Source organism: Fredinandcohnia onubensis, assembly GCF_002734215.1.
Taxonomy (GTDB): Bacteria; Bacillota; Bacilli; order Bacillales; family Bacillaceae_L; genus Ferdinandcohnia; species Ferdinandcohnia onubensis.
This window is the reverse complement of the sequence record NZ_NSEB01000027.1, coordinates 1-20803: the sequence shown is the minus strand read 5'-3', so window position 1 is coordinate 20803 and position 20803 is coordinate 1. Positions and strand designations below refer to the sequence as shown.

Below are 20803 nucleotides of genomic sequence, written 5' to 3'. Positions count from 1 at the left end.
AAAGGCAGGTGTGATAAATGGGGGAAAAAATAATTGAGGTAAAAGGTTTACGCACCTCATTTTTTACTGATGAAGGGGAAATTCCAGCAGTTGACCACATTGACTTTCATATAAAAGAAGGGGAAATTCTCGGGGTAGTTGGAGAATCTGGTTGCGGAAAAAGTGTCACATCCTTATCGATAATGGGACTAGTTCCAAATCCTCCTGGCAAAGTTGTCGGTGGTGAAATTATTTTTAACGGTGAAAATATCATCCATTACTCTGAGAAAAAGATGCGTCAAATTAGGGGAAATGAAATCGCAATGATTTTTCAGGAACCCATGACATCTCTAAATCCTCTATTTACAATCGGGAATCAAATGATAGAGGGGATAAAGATACATATGAAATGGGATAAAAGGAAATCTCGTTTAAAGGCAATTGAAATTATGAAACGTGTCGGCCTGCCGCGAGCAGAGGAATTAATGGATGAGTATCCGCACCAATTATCTGGAGGTATGCGTCAAAGAGTGATGATTGCAATGGCGATGGCTTGCAACCCAAAACTATTAATCGCCGATGAGCCAACTACTGCCTTAGACGTTACGATTCAATCACAGATCTTAAAGCTAATGAAGGAATTAAACGTCGAGATGACTACTGCCATTATGCTCATCACACATGATTTAGGCGTTGTTGCGCAAATATGTGAACGAGTGGTTGTCATGTATGCCGGAAAGATTGTGGAAGAAGGCGAAGTCTCCTCTATTTTTAAAAATCCGATACATCCATATACAAAAGGATTATTAAAATCAGTTCCCGATATTCGTAATAAGAATGAACGCCTTTATTCAATTCCTGGAAATGTACCAAAGCCCGGTTCAATCAAGCATGGGTGTCGTTTTGCTGAGCGATGTGAATTCGCATTTGAACGATGTTCCTCAGAAAATCCAGAGCTTTATAAGGTGGATGACAGGGGCCATCGTGTTCGCTGTTTTTTACAAACTCGAGAGGAGGAGAGCAATCATGACACAGCCTTTACTACAAGTCCATAATTTAAAAAAGTATTTTCCGATTAAGGGCGGCGTGTTTGGAAAAAAGATTGGAGATGTAAAGGCCGTTGATGGACTTTCCTTTTTTGTGAATAAGGGCGAAACACTAGGGATCGTTGGAGAAAGTGGGTGTGGAAAATCTACAACAGGAAGACTTATCTTACGGCTTTTAGACCCAACGGAAGGGCAGGTTCTATTTAACGATCAGGATGTTACAAATCTATCATTATCAGAGATGAGGAAGCTCAGACGTGATATGCAATTTATTTTTCAGGATCCATACGCTTCCCTTAATCCAAGGCATACTGTCGAAAAAATACTAGAGGAGCCTCTGATCGTTCACGGGATTGGTGATAGAAAGGAACGAAAGCGTAGAGTCCAAGAAATGCTAGAGGTCGTAGGATTAAGTAGTTATCATGCAAAACGATATCCGCACCAATTTAGTGGAGGACAGCGACAGCGTATTGGTATTGCAAAGGCGTTAATGACTAATCCTTCCCTCATTATTGCAGACGAGCCAGTTTCCGCTCTCGATGTGTCGATTCAATCACAGGTCTTAAACCTTATGGAGGATCTGCAAAAGAAATATGACCTCACCTATATATTTATTGCACATGATTTAGGGGTAGTGCGGCATATAAGTGATAGAGTGGGCGTGATGTATTTAGGAAGAATCATAGAATTGACTGATAGTGAGAAGCTTTACAATAAACCTCTGCATCCATATACAAAAAGCTTGCTTGAAGCTGTGCCAATTCCAGACCCAGATTATAAAAATGAGTCGGTTGGGATCACCGGGGAGATTCCAAGCCCATCAAACCCACCTGCAGGTTGTACATTTCACACAAGATGCCACAGTTGTATGGATATTTGCAAGACGACACGCCCAGAGTTTAAGGAAGTGGAAGAAGGTCATTTTGTTGCTTGTCATCTCTACGAATGACTCGCAGCATTCATGATAAAAAATGCTACAAGGGGGAATTTCATTGTTTAAGAGGAAAGGCATACTAATCTCACTTTTATTCCTGCTCCTTATATCGACAGCTTTAGTAGGCTGTAGTGGAGGAAGTGAAGAAGGAAATGAAAATCAAAATGAGGGAGATAAGCCAAAAGAAGAGACACCAACAGGAGAAGTGCAAAAAGAGCTTGTGTTTGGTCGTGGTGGGGATTCCGTTTCTCTAGATCCAATTTCAACCACGGAGGGGGAAACCTTTAAGGTAACGGTGAATATCTTTGAAACCTTACTAAACTATGGAGAGCAAGACACAACTTTACAACCAGGTCTGGCAACTGAGTGGACACCTTCTGAAGACGGGCTTGAATATACACTGAAGCTTCGTGAAGGTGTTAAATTCCATGACGGTACGGATTTTAATGCAGATGCCGTGGTTAAGAACTTTGAGCGATGGATGAATGGAGACGCTGACCAATTCCCTTATTACACCATGTTTGGAGGTTTTAAAGGGGATGAAGGACATGTGATAAAGGAAGTAATTGCTGAAGATGATTTTACGGTTAAATTTATCTTAAATCGTCCACAAGCTCCTTTCCTGAAGAACCTTGCGATGTCCCCATTCGGTATTGCAAGCCCTGCTGCACTTGAGAAATTTGGTGGAGATTTCATGAAAAATCCAGTAGGTACAGGGCCATTTAAATTTGTTGAATGGAAAGAAAATGACAGAATTACATTAGAAAAGAACGCTGATTATTGGATGGAAGGCTATCCGAAATTAGAGAAAATTATTTTCAGATCAATCCCAGAAAATTCGGCTCGTCTTAATGCATTACTTGCAGGTGAAATTGATTTGATGGATGGCGTAAACCCTTCCGATTTAACTCAAATTGAAGGAAATCCTGATTTACAAACATTTGAGCGACCTTCGATGAATGTTGGTTACTTAGGTTTTACAGTGAATAGACCACCTTTTGATAATAAACTCGTTCGTCAGGCCTTAAATCATGCGATTGATAAAGAAGGAATTATTGCAGCATTTTATGGAGGACTTGCCGAGCCTGCTAAAAATCCACTTCCACCAGCATTAGAAGGATATAACGATGATATTGAACCATATCCATATAATCTCGAAAAAGCGAAGGAATTACTAGCTGAGGCAGGTTATCCGGATGGGTTTGAAATGGAGCTTTGGGCAATGCCTGTTCCACGTCCATACATGCCTGATGGAATGAAGGTTGCAGAGGTCATCCAATCAAGCTTTGCTGAAATCGGTGTTAAGGCAGAAATTAAATCAGTTGATTGGGGAACGTATTTGGAACAAGCAAGTAAAGGAGAATTTGATGCCTACATGTTAGGTTGGACAGGGGACAATGGAGACCCAGATAACTTTATCTATACGTTGTTAGATAAAGATAGCATCGGCAGTAACAACTATTCTTATTACAGTAATGATGAGCTTCATGATATTTTAATTGAAGCCCAAACCATTCCAGATCAAGAGCAACGAAATGAATTGTATAAAAAAGCTCAGGAAATTATCCATGAGGATTCTCCATGGGCACCATTGGTGCACTCAACACCACTACTAGCAGGAAAGAAAAACCTAAAAGGACTGCTTCCACATCCAACTGGTTCTGATATCTTAACAAAGGTTGAATTTGAGTAAAAGATGAATGTTTGAGACAGATCAAAGGGGAGATTTATTCTCCTCTTTGACGTCTACTTCTCCTACAAAAGAGGTGATAACCTTGTTCGCATATACGTTACGACGAATTGGAATGGTCATTCCAGTGTTAATCGGCATGACGCTCGTTGTCTTTTCAATTATTCACCTAATTCCAGGAAATCCGGCACAAATTATCCTTGGCCAGCGTGCTACCGAGGAGGCCATTGCCGCGCTAACAACAAAACTTGGTCTGGATCAACCTTTGTACATTCAATATTTCGAGTATATCAAGGGCCTCTTGACCGGTGATTTAGGTGAATCTATTCGGACGAAGACGGCTATAAGTGATGAGATTTGGCCCTATCTAGCAGCAACAATCGAGTTAACCCTTGTTGCGATGATTATTGCAATTGTAATAGGAGTTAACGCTGGAATTATAAGCGCTTGGTTTCAGAATTCTTGGTTTGATTACACTGCGATGGTCCTTGCTTTAATAGGTGTATCGATGCCAATTTTTTGGTTAGGGTTAATGGAGCAGTGGGCATTTGCACTTCAATTAGACCTATTACCAACCACCGGCAGGGAAAATGTACGTGACCCAGTTGAATCATTTACCAGTCTTTATTTAATAGATACTCTGATTACCGGAAGAACTGATCAATTTGTGACGGTCTTAAAGCATTTAATCCTACCGAGTGTCGCGCTAGCAACCATTCCAATGGCAATAATCGCACGAATTACACGCTCCAGCATGCTTGAGGTGATGCGTTCAGACTTCGTAAGAACGGCACGTGCAAAGGGAGTCAAGATGTTTTGGGTCGTGTACAAGCACTCCTTGAAAAATGCAGTTATCCCAGTTTTAACGGTAATCGGTTTACAAACAGGTTTATTGCTTGGGGGAGCTATTTTAACAGAAACCATCTTTGGTTGGCCTGGAATTGGAAGATATATTTATGAAGCGATCAATTATCGTGATTACCCGGTGATTCAGTCAGGTATTTTAGTGGTCGCGACCTTCTTTGTTTTTATCAATTTAATCGTAGATCTTTTATATGCGGTTATCGATCCGCGAATTAAATATCGCTAAAAAATAAGGAAGGGGTGATTAGATGACAGAGTTAGCACAAACGGATATGTCGATGAAAAATAATGATGGTGTTATTTCTCCATGGAAGGAAGCGTGGAGAAGCTTTCGTAAAAATAAATTAGCAATTGTGGGAACTTGTATTGTTTTCTTTTTTATCATTCTTGCCATTTTCGCGCCTCTTATTGCTCCTCAAGGAATTGATGAGAAAAATCTAGCGAATCGACTTCAACCACCTTCCAGTGACCACTGGCTTGGAACAGATGACTTTGGAAGGGACATTTTATCAAGAATCATTTATGGCGCAAGAATTTCATTAAGGGTGGGCTTCTTTGCTGTAATGGGCTCTGCAATCGTGGGAAGTTTACTTGGAATCCTAGCGGGATATTATGGCCGTTGGGTAGATAACCTAATTAGTCGAATGTTTGATATTTTACTAGCTTTCCCTAGTATCTTGCTTGCTTTAGCCATTGTTGCAATTCTTGGACCGTCCCTTCGAAATGCATTGATTGCGATTGCGATCATCAATGTACCGAACTTTGGAAGGTTGATTCGATCGAGGGTACTAAGTGTCAAGGAAGAGGAATATATAACCGCTGCCCGGGCTGTCGGGATGAAGGACCGGAGAATTTTATTTCATCATATTCTACCGAACAGTATGGCGCCGATTATCGTCCAGGCTTCATTGGCAATTGCGACTGCCATTATTGAAGCAGCAGCACTCGGATTTCTAGGGATGGGGGCTCAGCCACCCAATCCAGAATGGGGGAAAATGCTTGCTGACTCAAAGAATTACTTAACGCAGGCTCCGTGGACAATGATTTTCCCAGGGATTGCAATCATGCTGACGGTGCTTGGCTTTAACTTAATGGGTGATGGGTTGAGGGATGCATTAGACCCGAAGATGAAACAATAAAAAAACAGCTAACTTGTGTTAGCTGTTTTTTACGCTTTATTCGCTTCCTCCACAATCACTTCATTGTGAAAACTTTGAAAGCTATCTACCAATGTATCCAATCTTTCAAGTTGCTCAGAGTATTCAAAGATGGCCGATGCAAGTGTCATCAGGTGATACCATGCTTCCTCATCTTCTTCATTCGGTGGCTTTTGTTGATCGAACAAGGTATCAATGACCTTTTTTCGATCAAATGCAAAATCCTGTTTTAACTCTTCAGGGGCTTGAACCTTTACCTTACCAACAAATTTTAATAAAATCTGCTCATGAAAATGAAGGAGATCATCGATTTCTTTTACAAAAAATTGCTGAAACGGAATCGGCAATTCTTGTAGTTCATTTTCATGCCTGTGCAGCTTTTTAAGTGTGTCTAATGCTCGGTTTGTACAAACGATCATTTGTCGAAACAAAACAAGCTTTCTAGACTTTTCGTATTCTACTTTTTTAAAATAATTCCGTTCCTCTTTATATAGGAGAAATAGCTGATCAATTTGGATGATGTTTTCTTTAATTTTGTCGATATCATCCTTTAACGTATTATATTCAGAAGCATGTCTTGTACTAACTCGGACCCATTTAAAGATTTCCTCGCACTGCTCGACAATGGCGTCATATAGTTTTTTCTCATATTTAGGTGGGAGAAAAACAAGGTTGACTAAAAATGCGGATAAAATCCCCAATAAGATTGCAAGAAAGCGTAGGCTTGCAAACTCTATAAATTGTTCACTAGGACTCTCCATAATCGCAATGACGGTTACGATTGCGACTGAGATTGTCTTTTCCATCTTGAACCTCAGGTTAATCGCGATAACAAGAACAACAGTTAATCCAATGATAAATGCATTATTGCCAAAATACATTCCAAACATAACTGCAAAGAACGCACCGATCACGTTGGCTTGAACCTGTTCAATCACCGTTAAGTAAGAACGGTATATCGAAGGTTGAATCGCAAAAACAGCAGCAATCCCAGCAAATACCGGGGAAGGTAATTCAAGAAGCTTTGCTAACATTAACGCAAGGGTAATGGCTATTCCCGTTTTTAGCATGCGGGCACCAAATTTCATTTATACGAATCCTTTCTATAAAAAAGCTGTTTTCTTATAATTAGCCTTTTCTCTATAATCTAAACCAATACAGTATCATACAATGATTTTATGCTTATAGCAAGAGAAACATGTCCTAGTCGAGGCCCGTTGTAATTTGGTTTTTTGTTAAATTTACAAAGTTTTTTCTCTTCTATTGCGGAAATTAAAAATATGGCCGATAAATTTAAAATACGGCTATTAGCTTTAGGTTTTTGGCTAATAAATCAAAAATACGGCTAATAATAAAAATTTATGGACAATAGCATAAAATAGAGCTAGAAATCAAAAAAACCTGCCCCACGGCAGGTTTTCAAAAAACACCTTATAGATTCTTAAACGCATATTCAATTGCTTTTAGTGTCTCAATAATATCTTCTTCAGTATGCGCAATCGTTAAGAACCATGCTTCATATTTTGAAGGGGCAAGATTGATGCCTTGGCTAAGCATTAATTTAAAGAAACGACCAAACATTTCGCCGTCTGTATTTTCTGCCTGCTCATAGTTTTCAACCTTTTCATTCGTAAAGAAAACCGTCAAAGCCCCTTTTAATCGGTTAATTGTAATGGGTAAATTGTAGGTAGAAGCATGCTGTAAAATTCCTTCTTCAAGCCTTGAGCCGAGTCGATCTAATTTTTCATACAATCCTTCTTCCTGAAGCACTTCTAAACAAGCAATTCCTGAAAGCATGGATGCTGGATTACCAGCCATCGTTCCTGCTTGATATGCAGGGCCAAGTGGAGCTACCTGTTCCATAATTTCTTTTTTACCGCCATAAGCGCCTATTGGGAGTCCGCCACCAATAATTTTTCCTAACGCTGTTAAGTCTGGTGTAATGCCTAATAGATTCTGAGCGCCTCCATACATAAAACGGAAAGCTGTAATGACCTCATCAAAAATAACGAGAGCACCTGCTTCATGAGAAAGCTCAAGGACTTGTTCTAAAAAGCCTTCCTTTGGCTCAACAATTCCAAAGTTACCTACAATTGGCTCTACAAGTACTCCGGCAATTTCCGAGCCCCATTTAGCAAGAGCTTCTTTAAAAGGTTCGATATCATTGAAAGGAACCGTAATTACCTCTTGTGCAATGCTCTTTGGGACACCAGCAGAATCTGGAGTTCCTAATGTTGAAGGACCAGAACCAGCAGCTACAAGCACAAGGTCAGAGTGACCATGATAGCATCCCGCGAATTTAATAATCTTTGTTCTGTTTGTATATGCGCGAGCCACGCGAATCGTTGTCATAACCGCTTCCGTACCTGAGTTTACAAAACGAACTTTATCCATCCCTGGAATAGCGTCCTTCAGCATTTTTGCAAACTTTACTTCATGTGGAGTCGGTGTTCCATATAACACACCTGTTTCAGCAGCTTTCGTAATGGCTTCGGTAATATGAGGATGAGCATGACCTGTAATGTTTGGTCCATAAGCAGCCAAATAATCTATGTATTTATTCCCATCTACATCCCAAAAATAAGCACCCTTTGCACGTTCCATCGCCACTGGTGCGCCACCGCCAACTGCCTTATATGAACGTGACGGACTATTTACACCACCAACGATATGCTCCAATGCTTCACTATATAACTCTTCTGATTTTGAAAAATTCATTTATGTCGTTCCTCCTAGCTTTGAAATCAACTATTCTATTTTAGCACGAATACCAATAAACAAATAACGTCCTGATTATTTGTATATCTTCTATAAATTATGTAACCTATTCTTAATAGGAAAAAACAGGAGGTAATCACATTGACAATTGAAATTGGACAAAAGGCGCCTGAATTTACAGCAACAGCGAGCAACGGAGAAACAGTTTCATTAGCAGATTTTAAAGGGAAGAATGTATTGCTCTATTTTTATCCAAAAGATATGACACCAGGATGTACTACAGAGGCTTGTGATTTTAGGGATGCACACGAAAGCTTTGGTGGACTTGATACTGTGATTCTAGGTGTGAGCACTGACTCACTTGAGAGACATAAAAAATTCATCGATAAATATGATCTGCCCTTTCTATTACTGGTAGATGAGGATCACGAAGTAGCAGAGAAATATGGCGTCTGGAAGCTTAAGAAAAACTTCGGCAAGGAATACATGGGAATCGAGCGTTCCACCTTCGTCATTGATAAAGAAGGCAATCTTGTTAAAGAATGGCGGAAAGTTTCAGTTAAAGGTCATGTGGAAGAAGCTCTTACTTATATCAAAGAAACCTTAAAATAATTGTGAAGGTTTTGTGAAATAATAAGAAGAAAGATAGAAACTCTCATCGATGTATCGACTTAAACTGTAGTGGGAATAACACTTCGAAGGTTTACGGGTGGCGAATGAGGAGCCGCCCGTATTCCTATTTCAAGGTTGATTTTACAATTTTCTTTACTTATAATGAAAGTATTAGTAATGATAATCGTTTTCATTTATCACACTAAGAATATACATGTTATGAGGATTTACAAATGAGACTATGGATGTTAATCATTATTGGCATTGTCCTGTCTTTCATTTCGCTATTTATTGGTGCTATTGATATTACGCCGATGGACTTACTTGATTGGGAATCTGATGAGACGCAGATCTTCTTAATAAGTCGTGTTCCTCGTTTAATGGCGATTATCTTAGCTGGAGCAGGAATGAGTATTGCAGGTTTAATTATGCAAAGTTTAAGCAGAAATAAATTCGTATCCCCCACAACTGCAGGTACATTAGACGCAGCAAAGCTTGGGATCTTAATCTCAATGCTATTCTTTACAAATGTAACTTACACACAGCAGATTATTTTTAGTTTTGCATTTGCTTTAGTAGGTACATTAATCTTCATGCAAATTTTAGATAAAATTAAATTTAAAGATGCGATTTTTGTTCCGTTAATCGGGATTATGTATGGAAATATCTTATCATCAATCGCGACGTTCTTTGCATATGAAGCAGACCTTATTCAAAACATTTCGTCTTGGTTAATGGGAAGCTTCACATTAATAATTGCAGGACGTTACGAGCTTTTATATATAGCAGTCCCTACCATTATTTTAGCGTATATATTTGCTAATAAATTTACCGTTGCCGGTATGGGTGAGGATTTTGCGAAGAATTTAGGATTGAGCTATAAGGTTGTTTTAAATATTGGTCTTGTCTTAGTAGCGATCATTTCAACAACTGTTGTTCTAACGGTTGGGGTCATTCCATTTTTAGGATTAATTGTACCGAATATCGTATCGCTTTATTTAGGGGATAATTTACGAAAGACAATTCCTCATACAGCAGCTTTAGGAGTTGTGTTTCTATTAATCTGTGATATTTTAGGTAGAATCATAGTCCATCCATACGAGATTCCAGTCAATGTTACTGTTGCAGTAATCGGCAGTGCAATCTTCTTAATTATGTTATTTAGGGGGAGAGCATATGCGAAATAGTACGAAATTGATTATTTTAGCCGTCATTGCAATCGTATGTATTTTATTATATGGATTTTATGATTTAAAAGGTGGATTCGATTACGCATTCCCTAAACGAATGATTCGTGTTTCAGCAATGGTTGTTACAGGAATTGCGATTGCGTATTCAACCGTTGTATTCCAAACGATCACGCAAAATCGGATTCTAACACCTTCAGTTATGGGACTCGACTCTATGTATGAAGTCGTTCAAACCTTAATCTATTTCTTTGCGGGCTCCATGTCGATTTGGGTTTTAAATAAGTATTTAAACTTCGGTGCTGCAATATTTGCAATGGTATTGTTTGCACTCATATTATATCGTTTCCTATTCAAGTCCGATAAACATCCAATCTATCTACTGTTATTAATAGGAATGATAATTGGAACACTTTTAGGAAGTCTCGTGACATTTTTACAGGTCATGATTGACCCAGTTGAATATTTAGCATTACAAAATCGCTTATTTGCAACTTTTACAAATGTGAAGGCAGAGCTGTTATATATCGCGATTGGCATCTTATTAATTGCCTTTATTTATGGATATTTAATCATGGATAAATTAGATGTCATGTCTCTTGGTCGTGAAAATGCAATGAATCTGGGTTTGAATTATGACAAGATGGTCATGAATATTCTAATTCTATCATCTGTGTTAATTGCAACGGCAACTGCGTTAGTTGGCCCGATTACGTTTTTTGGCTTAATCGTGGCAAACCTCGCATATCAATATTTAGTCACATATAAGCACTCCATTTTAATATTAGGAGCAAGCTTAATGGGTGTAATTGCCCTTGTAGGTGGCCAATTCCTGGTTGAACATATTTTTGAACTACGTACGACATTAAGTGTTATCATTAACTTTGTCGGTGGTATTTACTTCATTTACTTACTATTAAAAGAAAGTAGGTCAGCATGATGATTGAAATCAAAGGATTATCCAAGTATTTTGGTAAGAAACCAGTTGTCGAGGATGTAACCATAACAATTGAACCAGGTACGATTACATCGTTTATCGGGCCGAATGGTGCTGGTAAATCCACGCTTCTTTCGATGGTAAGTCGCTTATTAGATGCTGATACAGGGGAAGTTTTACTTGATAAAAATAATGTGCAAAAGTGGAAGTCTTCTGAGTTTGCACAACGTGTATCGATCTTGAAACAATCGAATTATTTAAATGTACGGTTAACAATCCGTGAGCTTGTCGCATTTGGTCGCTACCCTTATTCAAAGGGGCGCCTTACAGATGTGGACGAAAAATTCATTGATCAAGCTCTTGAATATATGAACTTAGTCGATATCCAGGATAATTTTTTAGATGAATTATCAGGTGGACAAAGACAACGTGCTTTTATTGCAATGGTAATTGCTCAGGATACAGACTATGTATTGCTGGATGAACCATTGAATAACCTTGATATGAAACACTCTGTTCAAATTATGAAGATTTTACGTAAGCTTGTCGATGAGCTTGGCAAAACAGTTGTTATTGTCTTGCACGATATCAATTTCGCATCTGTATATTCAGACCGAATCGTAGCATTGAAAGATGGCAAGCTTGTTAAAAATGGACCAACACATGAAATCATTAATTCCGATGCCTTACGTGAAATTTATGATATGGATATCCCAATCCAAGAGCAAAATGGCTGTCGGATCTGTGTTTACTTCAATTCACATGCATAAGACCTAGAGAATCAATTCTCTGGGTCTTTTTTATAAAGTGGGAGTGATGCAGGGAATGAATGCAAGTAAATGCGGAATAATAAATAAAACTACAATAAAATGTATAAAAATTTATATATTTTGTATTGACGGAAGTATTATATGCATCTATAATGAGAATTGTTATCAGTGATAATGATTCTCATTTTTAGTAATAAAATTACATAATGTTTAAATAAGGAGAGGAATCAAAATGAAGAAATGGAAATTTGCAAGTGCGATCTTAGCTTTAACTGTAGCGCTTACTGCTTGTGGCAATGACGATGAGGCAGCAAAAGAAAAAACAAACGAGACAGACGTTGCAGGGGAACAAGCAACAAATGAAGCTACAGGTCAATATCCAATGACTATTTCTCCAACTATCGCTTCAACTAACAATGAAGAAGCAGGTACAGTAAGTTTTGAAGATGTAACATTTGAATCAATGCCAGAAAAGATAGTTGTATTTGACTATGGTTTCCTAGATACACTAGATGCGCTAGGTGTTGAAGGTGTTGTAGGGGTTCCACAAGATTCTAGTTTACCAGAAAACCTTGAAGAGTATGCGAGCGACGATTATGTGAATGTTGGGACATTAAAAGAACCATTACTTGAAGATATCGCTGAAATCGGCCCAGATGCCATTTTCATTTCTGCCCGTCAATCTCCATACTATGAGGAATTGAGCGAAATCGCACCTGTAGTGTTTGTTGGAACTTCACAAGACGACTACTGGAACACATTTTTAGCATCTGTAGATGTAGCAGCGAAAATGTTTGATAAAGAAGATAAGGCAAAAGAGCACATTGCAACAATAGATTCTGCAATCGAAGAAGTTAAGGCGTTATCAGGCAACTATGAAACTTCTTTAGTGACAATGTACAATGAAGGTAAATTATCTGGTTTCGCGCAAGACTCTCGCTTTGGTTATATATATGATATCTATGGTTTCAAGCCAGTAACAAATGATATCGCAGCATCTTCTCACGGATCTAACTTTGGGTTTGAAGCAATTCTTGAATTTGATCCAGAAGTATTATTCGTAATTGACCGTACTGCTGCGGTGGGTGATCAATCTAATATCGACAAAGATATGGAAAACAAAATCATTCAGAAAACGAAAGCTTATCAAAACAAACGAATCGTTTATCTAGACGGTGTACTTTGGTACCTAAGCGGTGGCGGTTTACAATCTGAACTTGCCAAAATCGAAGAAATTCTAGCTGAGTTAAAATAATTTGTACTAAGGCTGTCCAGAAAGTCAGTGGAAAAACTGATGATCTGGGCGGCTTTTTTTATTGAAATGGCAAATGTACAACATGTCCCACAGCACAACTTCCTTAAAAAAATACTCCAAGATCCCCTAGATTTTGTTATACTGAAGTTAAAAATGGAATTGTATGGAAGAAAGGGGCATGCATATGAATCGGACCATACTAATTGTGGATGACCAGCCAGAGATAGTTGAGCTTCTAGGTCTTTATTTAGAAAAAGAGAATTATAGAATTCTTGAAGCCTTTGACGGGCGTGAAGCACTTCAAATCATCGAGCGGGAAAGCATTGATTTAATGCTTGTCGACCTAATGATGCCCAATATTAACGGATATCAGCTGATAAAGAAAGTAAGACAGGATTTGCACATCCCTATCATCATCATTTCTGCAAAGAACGAGGATTACGATAAAATTCTTGGTCTCGGGCTTGGCGCAGATGATTTCATTCCAAAGCCATTTAATCCATTAGAGGTGATTGCTCGAGTACAAGCTCAGCTTAGAAGAAGTTATAGCTATAAGCAGGAGTCGGCACCCCAATCTGAAAGTCTTCTTATTAAGGTGGGGGATATCGTTTTGGATGAAAGCACCTATTCTGCTAGGAAGGGTGACGCTACAATTCCACTTACTAAAATCGAATATCGAATATTGGAGTTATTAATGAGTTCACCTGGTAGAGTGTATACAAAACAACAAATCTTTGAACGAGCCTGGAATGATTATTATATGGGTGGAGAAGAAGACAACACGATTAACGTTCATATATCTAAGCTAAGAGAAAAACTCGAGGAAAACCCGAAAAAACCAAACTACATAAAAACAATCAGAGGCCTTGGCTATAAATTTGTGAGCCAATTATAGAACATATGAAACTATGAGGAAGAGATAAATGAAAAAAGTGATCTATCGGATCTTTCCAGAACAAGAAGGAGTAATCCCGTATTTATACATTGCAAACCTGGTTTTTCCACTTTACTTTTTATTTCAGGAATCACAAGGGAAGATTTTTCTTGGTCTATTGCTAGTGGTAGTCTTTGTTTTTGTATATCGACTGGTGTATTGGAGCCCCCAACACACCCTTCCACTTATTTTTATTCAAATGTCAATCATTCTATTATTTGGTTTTGTGTATGACCCACTGTATATTTATATGATATTCATTGTTGTGTATCAGATGGTTCGTCTCCCTATGCAAATGCTCTATGTCCTTTGTGGCCTGTTCACAATTTTTGGTCTGTTCCTCGTTTATCAAGTTGTCCTTTCAGGAGAATATTACGCCATTCTTAACTTAGGCCCGCCTTTATTTGGTGGCAGCATCCTCCCCTTTATCATGAAAGGGTCGATTAAGTATAAGGAAATGAGCGAAAACTTGAAACGAACTGCGGAAAAGCTTGAACAAAAGAATCGAGAAAAAACAAGATTAGAAGAGAGTAAAAAGCAAATGCTTGCTGACATTTCACATGATTTAAAAACTCCAATCACCACGATTCAAGGTTATTCCAAGGTGTTGTATGAAGGACTTGTAGAAGACGAGGAACAAACGAGGAAATACTTAAGGTACATCTATGAGAAATCAATTCGTGTAACGTCATTAATCGATGAACTTTTTATGTTTTCAAAATTAGATAGTCCTGACGTTCCTATTCAAAAAGAGAAAAAAGATATTTGTGAATTTTACCGGGGAGTTATTGCAGAGCATTATGATATTTTTGAGGAAAAGGACATGGAGCTAGTTATCGATATACCAGACGAAAAAATAATGTACGCATTTGATCAAAAACTGTTAAATAGAGCGTTATCGAATCTTCTTCAAAATACAAACAAATATAACTCAGAGAATACGAAAGTTTTTCTTACATTAACTAAGAATGAAGAAAAAATAGTAATTGAAGTAGGTGACGATGGTATCGGCATCAGAGAAGACATCGCCCGAACATTATTTGATCCTTTCGTAAGAGGCGATAAAAGTAGAATGAACGATGAAGGCTCAGGACTTGGCCTTGCCATCACAAAGAAAATCATTGAACTACATAACGGAAACATCCGAGTAGACACAACACCACAAAAAGGGAAAACCAATTTTATCATCGAACTCGCACTAAAAGTATAGCCACGGCTATACTTTTTTAAGTTTAAGCAAGATATAAGACTCACTTAAGGTTGAGTTAAGGTTCGCTGACTATGATAAAAGTAACAAAACAAAGGGAAAGCAAAAAGGAGGACCTTAACATGAATCAATCTGTTATTGAGCTTACAAATATATCGAAAAGTTATGGAGATGTAAAAGCTGTTGACGGTATTAGTCTACAAGTCAAAAAAGGAGAAGTGCTCGGAATCATCGGTGCGAATGGAGCGGGAAAATCAACCACTCTTGAAATTATGATGGGCATTCGAAAACCTGATGCAGGAACTGTTAAAGTTTTAGGGATGAATGTTGAAGAAGCATCAAATGAAATCAAACAAAAAATCGGTATCCAGCTTCAACAAACAGCCCTATACGATCGAATCAAAGTCAAAGAAGCACTTAAATTATTTAGTTCCTATTATGATAAAACACGAAACTTACAAGAAATCATCGAAGCACTGGGGCTCAAGCCTTATCTAAACAAATATGTTAAGAATCTGTCAGGGGGATGGCAGCAGCGTACATCGCTTGCATTAGCGCTAGTAAATGATCCAGACATCATCTTTCTCGACGAACCAACGACAGGATTAGACCCACAAGCAAGACGTGATCTCTGGACCTGCATCAACCGATATCGTGACGAAGGAAAAACAATACTCTTATCAACACATTACATGGATGAAGCGCAAAAGCACTGTGACAGAATCGCCATTATAAAAAAGGGAAAGCTTGTTGCCTGTGAGAAACCACAGAATTTAATCGATTCTTACCTGCAAGGAGCAGGAACGATGGAAGATGTTTACCTAAAATATGCGGTTTCACAATAAGGAGGAAAAACAAATGCAATCAATTATTACACATACACAAATGGAATTAAGATTATTTTTTCGCGAAACCCTAGCTTTATTATTTACTTTTATTGTTCCTGCCGTCAGCTTTGTCGTTTTCGGGTTAATGTTTGAATCAAATTCATACGAGGGACTAAATTACTTCCAAGCGTACATTCCAAGTATGATTGCCATCATTATTTTTACAACAGCCTTTTTCTCAATGGGGCTCCAGATCGTAATCGATCGTGAAAAAGGTGTTTACAAACGTTTAAAAGGAACACCAATCAATCAAAATGCTATCTTTGCTGCAACCATTATAAAAGGCTTTATCGCAATATATGTTGGGGTAATTGAGATACTTTTGATTGCAAAATTTGGTTTTGGTTCAGAACTAACTGCGCATCCATTTGAATTTTTTGTAGCTTTAACATTTAGCGCGATCACATTTTTCTCCATCGGTTTTATTGTTTCAAGCATTACAAAGAGGATGCAAACTGCGTTAGGCGTTGCCATGATTGCGATGTATCCAATGATGTTTCTATCAGGGGCAACAATTCCGTTAGAAACGTACCCAGAGATACTGCAAAAGATTGCTGCCATTGTACCGCTTACCTATGTAGTTAATGTCTTAAGATATGGCTGGAATGGAACACTATTTTCTTCAGGTACATTGCTTGACATCGGGATCTTATTTGGAATTCTAATTGTATCCACAATCATCGGTTTAAAATACTTCAAATGGACGGACTGATAGAGTGCCTATTTTTCAAGGATTGTGTTAAACGTCTATACACATTTAGTTTAACGACGTATCTTATAGTGTAGGGCATACCTCCTCAGATGTTAGCGAATTTTGTGCGAGAGAAATCTCGCACCTTTTTTTGTTTTACTTCTTTTAGAAAGTTGTTACTATAGTAGGTAAGGAGGCGTAATAATGCGAATTTTATCAACATTTATTCCGATTGAAGAAGTAACAGAAAAAATGAAAAAGGCGTTTCCGGATGAAGAATTTATCTATTATGAGGATATAGAAGAGGCCTTACCGGAACTACATAAAGCAGATATCTTACTTACATACGGTGAGGACTTAAACTCCGAACATATTGAAATGGCCAAAAATCTAAAATGGATTATGGTGATATCAGCAGGATTAGAACTAATGCCTTTTCAAGCGATTAAGGATAAAGGGCTTCTTGTTACAAACGTAAGGGGAATTCACAAAATCCCAATGTCCGAATACACACTTTCGATGATGCTACATGTCACAAAGAAAAATAAAAAAATCGTTGAGCAGCAAAAAGACAAAAGCTGGGATCGCCTGACGAATTTTCCGGTAGGTGAGTTACATGGAAAAACACTGGGCATCCTGGGAGTGGGTGCGATTGGCGGTGAAATAGCTCGACTAGCAAAAGCTTTTCATATGAAAGTCATTGGATTAAATCGCAGCGGGAACAAGCATGAATTTGTTGATGAAATGGTTCAATATGATGGACTTAATTACGTATGCGAAAATGTTGATTATCTTGTTTCGGTCCTACCGAGTACGGATGAAACAAAATACATTCTTACTGATACACATTTTGATTTAATGAAACAAGGCGCTGTTTTCATTAATATTGGTCGTGGTGATTTGGTGAAAGACGAAGTCATATTACGAGCGGTTCAATCAAATAAGATTTCACATGCAGTGTTGGATGTGTTCGAAGAGGAACCGCTACCAAGTGATCATCCTTTTTGGACACTTGAAAATGTGACAGTTACCCCACATATCTCGAGTAAATCAAAATTTTATCAACCACGATCATTTGAGATTTTTGAACAAAACCTACATGTTTTTAAGCAAGGCGGCAGTGAATTTATCAACAAAATTGATCTAGACCGGGGGTATTAGTATGAAAATCTATACTAAAACAGGGGATAAAGGCACAACCTCATTAGTATATGGACAGCTAGTTTCAAAAAATGACCTACGTGTTGAGGCATACGGAACTTGTGATGAAGCGAATTCAATGATCGGATTAGGATTAAGTCACCTGCACCATACTAAATTTGAAGGCAAAGAAGAGGTTGAGGTAATTTTCAAAAAGGTTCAAACGACATTGTTTCACGTCGGTGCCGAACTTGCAACTCCTGTAGGGAAAGAAGTTAAATGGAAAGTATCAGACGAGGATATTTCCCTCCTTGAGACCACAATCGATAAATGGGATGCACAAATTCCCCCACTTACAAACTTTGTATTACCAGGTGGTAGCCAAGCTGGGGCTTCCTTCCATGTTGCCAGAACAATCGTAAGAAGAGCTGAAAGAAAAGCAGTTGCAATCGGAGAACAGGTAAATCCATTAGTTACCTCTTACTTAAATCGACTTTCTGATTTTCTTTTTGTCGCGGCACGCTACGTTAACCATAGACTTGGGCAGGGTGAACCAACCCTCCATCAGTGAATTATTCCAAAAAAGAATCGTAATTCAATCGGATTAGTCATATAGTAATGGTAGATATGTTGACAAAAGCGGTCGGAGCGAGATACACTAATTATAAGGATTATAAAGTAATAATGTTTACTAGAAAGAGGTGCATGGCGGTGTCAGACAATCACTTGAAAGAAGCGCTTGATACGTTGAAAGAAACCGGGGTTCGAATCACTCCGCAACGTCATGCGATACTAGAGTATTTAATTAATTCAATGAGTCACCCGACTGCAGATGATATTTATAAAGCACTTGAAGGAAAGTTTCCAAACATGAGCGTCGCAACCGTGTATAACAATCTTCGTGTTTTCAAAGAAGTAGGCTTAGTGAAAGAATTACCTTACGGAGATTCATCAAGCCGTTTCGACTTTATCACTACTCAGCATTATCATGTGATTTGCGAAGAATGTGGTAAAATTGTGGACTTCCATTACCCAGGATTAGATGAAGTGGAAGCACTGGCTGCACATGTAACAGGCTTTAAAGTTAGTCATCATAGAATGGAAATTTACGGCTCATGTCAAGAATGTCAAAAGAAAGCTGCTCATTAAAAAAAGCTGACGAGGAAATCCTGTCAGCTTTTTTCTATTTTGTTGTATTTTTTACTATTGTATTTTTCATCAAACTCTTTTCCTTCAAGGTTTGGATCAAGTGTTAGTGGTTCCTTACAATACATACACACGTCCACGCGACCTAGCATTTTAGTTTGCTTCTGACAAGAAGGACAAGTTACCTGAATGGTTCGAGTCGAAAGCAAGCCAATCCAGAAATAAACAACAGTACTTGCTAAAATAAAAAGAAGACCAAGGATCATAAAGATTGTCATTACGATAACATTTTCTTTAAAGAAGATTCCCCCGTACATGACAATAAATCCAACGAAAATCAAAGCGAGAGCAAAAGAACGAATTTTATTAATTTTACTTGAATATTTTACACCCATGTTTAATCTAACCTCCTTCATATACTATACAATATAAAAAAGAAAGATAAAAATAAAAAAAAGATTCTGCATAAGATGTGAAGGTTTTATTTTTTCGACGTCGAAATATATACCCAACGGATTTGATTGGAGGAAATCAAAATGGAGGATTTACTTCGCCCCCTTTATCAGGAAAGAGCAAGCCAACCCAGTACATTAGGGATCATTCTAATTGAAAAGGGGAAGGATGCTTTTACTTATACCGATTATTTTGACATAGCCTTACTCGTCATTGTAAAAGAGCATGAGAAGAATATTTTCATCAAACATTACAATTACGATAATAGAAAAGCATCTTTATATACTGTAAAAGAAAGTCAAATAAAAGAATGGTTTCTATTAGGATCTAATCGAAAAATTGTAAACTGGATCTTAAACGGAAAAGTACTATTTGATCGGAATGAATACATCATTAATTTAAGAAACAAGCTACATGAATTTCCCACAGAAGAAAGACAGATAAAAATGGGTATGGAATTTGCAAAACTAATTCGTCGTTATCAGGATGGAAAAGCATTTTTTAATGCAAAGCAATATTTAGATGCATATAATTATGTCATTCATGCGCTCCATCATCTAGCTAGACTAGCGATCTTCGAAAATGGCTTTCATCCTGAAGTCACAGTCTGGAATCAAGTGAAACAAATTGATCCCCAAATTTATAAGCTGTATATTGAACTTTTGGAAAGTGAGGAATCACTTGAAAAGCGACTAGAACTTTTATTCTTGGCTAGCGAATTCCTCATACATTCAAGGGCAAAACGTGGAGCGTGTCATATTATAAATGTTCTATCTAATAGAGATGACTCTTGGACTTACAGTGAAATAATGGAACTTCCTGAACTTAAAGTGTACTCAGTGGATCTTGAAGTTTATCTAGAATTCCTTGTAGAAAAACACTTTATAAATGTAGAAAAGCTCAAAACAAAAGGGAAAGGAATTTTCCATAGAACTTATCATGTTAAGAAGTAAAACTTCTAACTCCTTCATATATTTGAAGGAGTTTTTATTATTTTAATAAAATATTGCATTTTGGAGTTGACGGATGATTGAACCGCATGTTATATTATATTTCGCCGCTGAAAAACAAACAGCAGCCGACAAAAAGTTTTAAAAAATATTATTGACATTAATAAATCGCCATGATATATTAATAAAGTCGCTTCTGAGCGGCGGGTCAAAAAATTCTTTGAAAACTGAACACAATACAAGCGT

Annotated in this window: 21 protein-coding genes; 18 read left to right on the top strand and 3 right to left on the bottom strand. The window is 37.8% G+C overall.

Annotation, left to right across the window (positions count from 1 at the left end; all coding sequences use genetic code 11):
• Nucleotides 1–17 precede the first annotated feature (17 nt).
• The 5 genes from CKK03_RS22705 to nikC all read left to right on the top strand — a co-directional run bounded on the left by CKK03_RS22705 (nucleotide 18) and on the right by nikC (nucleotide 5652).
• A complete protein-coding gene (locus tag CKK03_RS22705; RefSeq protein WP_099364784.1) occupies nucleotides 18–1034 on the top strand; it encodes an ABC transporter ATP-binding protein in 1017 nt (338 codons plus the stop codon).
• The gene (locus tag CKK03_RS22700; protein ID WP_099364783.1) at nucleotides 1006–1974 is read left to right on the top strand and encodes an ABC transporter ATP-binding protein; all 969 of its coding nucleotides are present in this window, start codon (nucleotides 1006–1008) and stop codon (nucleotides 1972–1974) included. Before CKK03_RS22705 ends, CKK03_RS22700 begins: the two co-directional genes overlap by 29 nt.
• Nucleotides 1975–2017: 43 nt before the next feature.
• Nucleotides 2018–3652, top strand: a complete 1635-nt coding sequence (locus CKK03_RS22695) for an ABC transporter substrate-binding protein (protein ID WP_245864267.1) — start codon at nucleotides 2018–2020, stop codon at nucleotides 3650–3652.
• A gap of 82 nt (nucleotides 3653–3734) precedes the next feature.
• A complete protein-coding gene (locus CKK03_RS22690) occupies nucleotides 3735–4739 on the top strand; it encodes an ABC transporter permease (protein WP_099364781.1) in 1005 nt (334 codons plus the stop codon).
• A gap of 22 nt (nucleotides 4740–4761) precedes the next feature.
• On the top strand, nucleotides 4762–5652 hold the full coding sequence (gene nikC / locus CKK03_RS22685; RefSeq protein WP_099364780.1) for a nickel transporter permease: 891 nt from the start codon (nucleotides 4762–4764) through the stop codon (nucleotides 5650–5652).
• Between the two features lie 29 nt (nucleotides 5653–5681).
• Here the strand turns inward: nikC and CKK03_RS22680 are convergent, their stop codons facing one another.
• A complete protein-coding gene (locus CKK03_RS22680; protein WP_099364779.1) occupies nucleotides 5682–6758 on the bottom strand; it encodes an FUSC family protein in 1077 nt (358 codons plus the stop codon).
• A 343-nt stretch (nucleotides 6759–7101) separates the two neighbouring features.
• Nucleotides 7102–8388 carry a glutamate-1-semialdehyde 2,1-aminomutase gene (locus CKK03_RS22675; protein WP_099364778.1) on the bottom strand — a complete coding sequence of 429 codons (1287 nt, stop codon included), beginning with the start codon at nucleotides 8386–8388 and terminating at the stop codon, nucleotides 7102–7104.
• Nucleotides 8389–8529: 141 nt separating this feature from the next.
• On the opposite strand from CKK03_RS22675, the gene bcp reads away from it, so the two are divergent.
• From bcp to perR, 12 genes are all read left to right on the top strand, one after another.
• Complete coding sequence (gene bcp / locus CKK03_RS22670) at nucleotides 8530–9000, top strand: thioredoxin-dependent thiol peroxidase (protein WP_099364777.1); 471 nt, start codon at nucleotides 8530–8532, stop codon at nucleotides 8998–9000.
• A gap of 233 nt (nucleotides 9001–9233) precedes the next feature.
• Nucleotides 9234–10187, top strand: a complete 954-nt coding sequence (locus CKK03_RS22665) for an ABC transporter permease (RefSeq protein ID WP_099352796.1) — start codon at nucleotides 9234–9236, stop codon at nucleotides 10185–10187.
• Nucleotides 10177–11127, top strand: coding sequence for an iron chelate uptake ABC transporter family permease subunit (locus tag CKK03_RS22660; RefSeq protein WP_099364776.1), 951 nt, complete (start codon nucleotides 10177–10179; stop codon nucleotides 11125–11127). The genes CKK03_RS22665 and CKK03_RS22660 overlap by 11 nt, the downstream gene beginning before the upstream one ends.
• Nucleotides 11127–11894, top strand: a complete 768-nt coding sequence (locus tag CKK03_RS22655) for an iron ABC transporter ATP-binding protein (RefSeq protein WP_099364775.1) — start codon at nucleotides 11127–11129, stop codon at nucleotides 11892–11894. Before CKK03_RS22660 ends, CKK03_RS22655 begins: the two co-directional genes overlap by 1 nt.
• 232 nt (nucleotides 11895–12126) lie before the next feature.
• Nucleotides 12127–13149, top strand: coding sequence for a siderophore ABC transporter substrate-binding protein (locus CKK03_RS22650; RefSeq protein ID WP_099364774.1), 1023 nt, complete (start codon nucleotides 12127–12129; stop codon nucleotides 13147–13149).
• Nucleotides 13150–13333: 184 nt separating this feature from the next.
• A complete protein-coding gene (locus CKK03_RS22645; protein ID WP_099364773.1) occupies nucleotides 13334–14044 on the top strand; it encodes a response regulator transcription factor in 711 nt (236 codons plus the stop codon).
• 28 nt (nucleotides 14045–14072) lie between these two features.
• Complete coding sequence (locus CKK03_RS22640; protein ID WP_099364772.1) at nucleotides 14073–15293, top strand: sensor histidine kinase; 1221 nt, start codon at nucleotides 14073–14075, stop codon at nucleotides 15291–15293.
• Between the two features lie 119 nt (nucleotides 15294–15412).
• Nucleotides 15413–16135, top strand: a complete 723-nt coding sequence (locus tag CKK03_RS22635; protein WP_099364771.1) for an ABC transporter ATP-binding protein — start codon at nucleotides 15413–15415, stop codon at nucleotides 16133–16135.
• Nucleotides 16136–16148: 13 nt separating this feature from the next.
• Entirely contained in the window at nucleotides 16149–16889 is a 741-nt protein-coding gene (locus tag CKK03_RS22630; RefSeq protein WP_099364770.1) for an ABC transporter permease, read from the top strand.
• 183 nt (nucleotides 16890–17072) lie between these two features.
• Nucleotides 17073–18029, top strand: coding sequence for a D-2-hydroxyacid dehydrogenase (locus CKK03_RS22625; protein ID WP_099364769.1), 957 nt, complete (start codon nucleotides 17073–17075; stop codon nucleotides 18027–18029).
• 1 nt (nucleotide 18030) lies between these two features.
• Nucleotides 18031–18579 (top strand): cob(I)yrinic acid a,c-diamide adenosyltransferase, encoded by a 549-nt coding sequence (locus CKK03_RS22620; protein ID WP_099364768.1) that lies wholly within the window; start codon nucleotides 18031–18033, stop codon nucleotides 18577–18579.
• Nucleotides 18580–18713: 134 nt separating this feature from the next.
• The gene (gene perR, locus CKK03_RS22615; RefSeq protein ID WP_099364767.1) at nucleotides 18714–19157 is read left to right on the top strand and encodes a peroxide-responsive transcriptional repressor PerR; all 444 of its coding nucleotides are present in this window, start codon (nucleotides 18714–18716) and stop codon (nucleotides 19155–19157) included.
• A gap of 23 nt (nucleotides 19158–19180) precedes the next feature.
• On the opposite strand, the gene CKK03_RS22610 is transcribed toward perR, so the two are convergent.
• Nucleotides 19181–19549: a YgzB family protein gene (locus CKK03_RS22610; RefSeq protein WP_099352785.1), complete on the bottom strand. Its 369-nt coding sequence runs from the start codon at nucleotides 19547–19549 to the stop codon at nucleotides 19181–19183.
• Nucleotides 19550–19690: 141 nt separating this feature from the next.
• On the opposite strand from CKK03_RS22610, the gene CKK03_RS22605 reads away from it, so the two are divergent.
• Complete coding sequence (locus tag CKK03_RS22605) at nucleotides 19691–20560, top strand: nucleotidyltransferase-like protein (protein ID WP_099364766.1); 870 nt, start codon at nucleotides 19691–19693, stop codon at nucleotides 20558–20560.
• Nucleotides 20561–20803 lie beyond the last annotated feature (243 nt).